Raw genomic sequence first — 4,393 nt, forward strand, 5'->3', positions numbered from 1 at the left:
ACCCAGCGATTGTCGGCCTTAAGTTTACCTTCAAATGGGAGTATGAATTCTTCGAGATAGTATTGCTTTTCCAATTTACGGAACATATTTTACCTCCAGGTGCAAGGTTTTTGCATTATTTGACGCATTTTCCATGCATATTAATTCGACAAATATGCTCCCAAATCCTTGAGATTATTGGATTTTTTTTTCGTTCAGCAAGCCCTATGTAAACGAAAATTGTTATCATCTTTCCGTTTATGTAAAAATTACAGATTCGGTCCGGCTGCAATGGCTGGCAGACCTTTTCCGGTTGCTGGGCCGAACCGGGCTGGGCAAAAGAAAATCCACCGGCAAAGGTTCTTTTGACGTTACCGGCATAGACAAGTGTAACTTATTTGAAGCAATTGACAACCCAAACGCTTTCCTCAGCCTTTCCAACTTTGTTCCGGCTCCCGGCGATCCCACCGAGGGGAATTACCGGGTTATGGTTAAATACGGCAAACTGGGCGAGGAATTTGCGCTGTCGAAACATCCTTTTAAGCACCCGTTGTTGATGATTCAGGCCGGTTCAGTGTTTCGTGTGCAGGGGATGGTTCGGGCTTACTACGGGTATATGATTGAGGATATTGCCCCAGCGCATCCTGAAGTTCTTCAATATGCGCTGGCGTTTAGCGTCCCGGTACGATTGGAGGCGTAGAATTGAATATATTATTGTCTTTTGTGGGCGAGCAGGACCCGTATTCCGATAAGACAGGAGAAGAGGGGTCAATTGTTACCCTATGCAGGTATATTATGCCGCAGGTTATTTATCTTTTCCCAACTGCCACAGGTTTTAAAGTAAAAAGCGAAACCCAGACCAGGGCTGTGGATACGCAAACTTGGATAACAAGTGAAATAAACAGTAATATTCAAATTTTTATCAGGCCATTGCCTATTGACGACCCGACTGATTATTCGCTCATATTGCCTTTGGCCAGAAGAGTCTGAACAAAATATAAAACTTTTTGACGTGCTTGATGAACTGCGTAAAAAGAGAAATAAATCTATTGTTGCGCATGGGATGAAACCGGTGGATCAGGATGATGCTGTGAATTGTATTAGAGTTGCTGAGGTTATTTTAAGGGGATATATACCCGATATGGAGACCCTTATTACATGCTATCCGCTTGAATTGGAGCAACTGCTTGAGGTAATTGAAGTACTGGATAGCACATATAATTTTTAGTTACTTACATAATATATTTTACATATTATGTTAATTGGAGAATATCCACCCTATAAAATGGTAATAATCATAGCAAAACATCAAGGAGCCATTTAACATTGCAGCTATTTATATCTAACTTTGGCGTATTTTTGGGCAAAAAAAGCGAAAGATTGATTGTGCGGGAAGACAAAAAAGTGGTCAATGAAGTGCCCTTTCATGATCTGGAACAGGTTATCATTGAAAATCCGGGAGTATCAATATCTGCCGATTGTATACGTGAATGTGTCAGGCATGGGATTTATATCAGCTTTTTGGATTATACGGGCAAGCCATACGCAAGTTTGTTTCCCCCTATTTGGTGGGTACAGCGTCGACCCGCCGGGAGCAGCTCATGGCCTATTATGACCAGCGTGGTATCCAACTGGCCAGAGCCTTTGTTGAGGGAAAGCTTAAAAACCAGGTCAATACCTTAAAATATTTTGCCAAGTACCGAAAAGGAACCAACCGTGAGGTATATGAACAGATTTATGGCGGGATTGCCCGGATGGATAAATTTGCGGATGAGTTAAAAGAGATCAAAGGCAAGTGCATCGATGATATCCGGGCGCAAGTTATGTCGGTGGAGGGGCGGGTGGGCAATATATATTGGGAAATGATCAAGCACCTGACGGAAGGGAAAATATCATTTCCCGGCCGGGAACACCGCGGTGCCGCCGATCCTTTCAATTCTTTGCTCAATTATGGTTACGGCATTTTAAACCAGCAAATTGAGAAGGCACTGGTTCTGGCCGGGCTGGATATCTTTGGCGGTTTTTTACACGTGGACAGGCCCGGCAAGAAAAGCCTGGTTTACGATTTTGTGGAGGAATTCCGCCAACCGGTGGTTGACCGGGTGGTAATTGCATTGGTGAATAAAGGCAGCCAAATCGGCATGGATGGAGAAGGCTTGGCAACCATGACCAAAAGGGATTTCGCTGATAAAATATTTGAGCGGTTGGAGCACAAGGAAAAGTTTCAAGGTAAAAACTTTGCTTTAAAAACAATCATTCAAAGTCAAGCCAGGCGTATTGCAACCTTTTTGCGGGGAGAGGCCAGGTATAAACCTTTCGTGATCGGCTGGTAATGCGAACGCTGGTCAGCTATGATATCGAGGATGATAGAATTCGCAATAAAATTAGCGAGGCTTGTAAAGACTACGGGCTTACCCGCATTCAATACAGCGTCTTTATTGGTGAACTCAATCACAACCGTCGGGATGAGCTACGCCAGCGGCTTAGAAAAACCCTGGGCCGGAACTTTGGCAAAATCCTCATCTGCCCCATTTGTGATAAAGATCTGCGTTTGCTCACAGAAATCCGGGTGGAACCGGGAGGAACAATAGTTGATTAAATTAAGGGTGACCGATGTTAAACAATATGTTTACTGCCCGCGCATTATTTATTTTACATATGTATGCCCGGTGGAAAAACGAGTCACTCGTAAGATGGCTTATGGTAAGGAAGAGCACCTGGAACTGGATCGTTTGGAGAAACGACGTAACTTTAAACGTTTCGGTCTGGATCATGGCAAGCGGGTATTTCACCAGTACTTGCGCTCGGAACGTTTAGGTTTGGAAGGGAGGTTGGATATGCATGTCATTGCAAACGGAGAGTATTTCCCGGTGGAATTCAAGCATACGGTTAAAGGACCGTCCCTTAACCATAAGTATCAATTGGTCAGCTATGCCATGTTATTGGAGGATTTCTACAATAAACCGGTGCGCTATGGTTTTTTATACCTGATTCCCGAAAAAAAACCTTATCCAATAGAGATCAACACCAATGCCCGTATTTTTGTTAAAGAGTGTCTGGATAAAATCCGTGACATAATTGTCGGGGAAAAGATGCCCCGGCCAAACAGATTCAAAGGCTGTTGTAAAGACTGTGAATATCGAAATTTTTGTGGGGACGTGAATTAAACAGTATGTATTTTCTAACCGACGAGGAACGCAAGCAGCTACTAAAAAATTATCTGCCCAGGTCCAGGCAAAGTGAAATAGCCGATGAACTCCGGGGCTGGAATTGGAACCAGCCGCCCCTCGAGCCTGTTTACGATCTGAAACTGGCCTTGTATGAGATAGCTAATGCATATTGTCCCACCAATAGAGATCTTTTTTTAAGGAGAGTGGACGGCATAAAGTCCCAATCCAATGCTGCCATGCTGCGTGGTAAGATTCTTCACCAAGCGCTGGTCGATATTCTGGTAAAAGCAAAAAAGCTAATTTATATGCATGGGGTGACTAATTACCAAAAGGTACTTCAAGAGTTATCCCGTCCAACCAAAATAAATCTTGTTCAGTATCGCGGGCAGCTTGCGGAGGAAGATTTGGCCAACCTGGTGGGTGAAGCCGAGATGTTAACCAGCTTTGAGGCTTCCCGGATTATATCACGTATTCAAGAGATATTGATCAAGCAACCCTATATAGCTGAAGACTCCTTGGCAGCTTTGGTTATCCCCATTGTTGTAGAGCAAAAGTTGGATGGATCTTTTCTTGGGCTTAGCCAAAACTTAAGTGCCGATGCATTCACTTTCTCAGAGCCTATGATAATTGACCTAAAATTTGGGGAACCCCAAAAGTTCCACAGATTAACTACTACCGGTTATGCCCTGGTGATGGAGGCAATTTACGAGTTTCCAGTTAATCTGGGTTGTCTGGTTTATGCAAGTATAAAAAATGGGAGGCTTTCTGTTAAAAAGGATATCCATATTATTGATGATGAGTTGCGCCAGTGGTTTATTGAGGAGCGGGATGAAAAAATGCGCATGATTTACGAGGAGATTGACCCGGGGATTGCTAATAACTGTTATGGCACTTGTCCAAATTATCACAGCTGCCATGGTTAAATATTTGGCAGTGTAAGGAAGGATAAATTGACTTTTATATAGAAATAAAGCCATACTAAAAGAAAATGGTAGGGGAAAACTATAATTATTGAGTAATTGGGTATCCCTTAAAATGGTAAATTGGATCAAATTGTTAAATTTGAAAAAGATAATTATTTTACTGACAGAGCGCTATATAAGTAGGCTACAAAATATAAATGCAATAAAAGGTAATATATAGAATTTCCGCAAAAGCCCCGGCTTTTTATTCAAAAAATAGTTTTGCGAAATACACATGTTTTTTAGATAGCAGAGGTTTTCCGAAACCCTTGCTACAAGTAG

General features: G+C 42.5%; 6 protein-coding genes and 1 pseudogene. All 7 read left to right on the forward strand.

The window, feature by feature from the left end; all coding sequences use genetic code 11:
• Positions 1–212, forward strand: a 212-nt coding sequence (locus H569_RS22945; RefSeq protein ID WP_207637586.1) for a hypothetical protein, incomplete at its 5' end; no start/stop codon positions are given.
• 35 nt (positions 213–247) lie between these two features.
• Positions 248–679, forward strand: coding sequence for a type III-A CRISPR-associated RAMP protein Csm4 (csm4, locus tag H569_RS20895; protein ID WP_407638107.1), 432 nt, complete (start codon positions 248–250; stop codon positions 677–679).
• A gap of 2 nt (positions 680–681) precedes the next feature.
• Complete coding sequence (locus H569_RS0117120; protein WP_027365970.1) at positions 682–969, forward strand: hypothetical protein; 288 nt, start codon at positions 682–684, stop codon at positions 967–969.
• A gap of 396 nt (positions 970–1,365) precedes the next feature.
• A pseudogene (gene cas1 / locus H569_RS20900) lies at positions 1,366–2,312 on the forward strand (CRISPR-associated endonuclease Cas1).
• Positions 2,312–2,578 (forward strand): CRISPR-associated endonuclease Cas2, encoded by a 267-nt coding sequence (gene cas2, locus H569_RS20905; protein ID WP_034631260.1) that lies wholly within the window; start codon positions 2,312–2,314, stop codon positions 2,576–2,578. Before cas1 ends, cas2 begins: the two are co-directional and overlap by 1 nt.
• Positions 2,571–3,146 (forward strand): CRISPR-associated protein Cas4, encoded by a 576-nt coding sequence (gene cas4 / locus H569_RS0117140; RefSeq protein ID WP_027365972.1) that lies wholly within the window; start codon positions 2,571–2,573, stop codon positions 3,144–3,146. The genes cas2 and cas4 overlap by 8 nt, the downstream gene beginning before the upstream one ends.
• A gap of 5 nt (positions 3,147–3,151) precedes the next feature.
• Positions 3,152–4,072: a type I-A CRISPR-associated protein Cas4/Csa1 gene (cas4a, locus tag H569_RS0117145; protein WP_027365973.1), complete on the forward strand. Its 921-nt coding sequence runs from the start codon at positions 3,152–3,154 to the stop codon at positions 4,070–4,072.
• Positions 4,073–4,393: the final 321 nt, after the last annotated feature.

Origin of the sequence: Desulfotruncus alcoholivorax DSM 16058 (assembly GCF_000430885.1) — a bacterium.
Lineage (GTDB): Bacteria > Bacillota > Desulfotomaculia > Desulfotomaculales > Desulfallaceae > Desulfotruncus > Desulfotruncus alcoholivorax.

Coding starts and splice junctions, on each gene's coding strand:
- cas2 (WP_034631260.1), top strand. CDS start 2,312: ATGCGAACGCTGGTCAGCTATGATATCGAGGATGATAGAATTCGCAAT.
- cas4a (WP_027365973.1), top strand. CDS start 3,152: ATGTATTTTCTAACCGACGAGGAACGCAAGCAGCTACTAAAAAATTAT.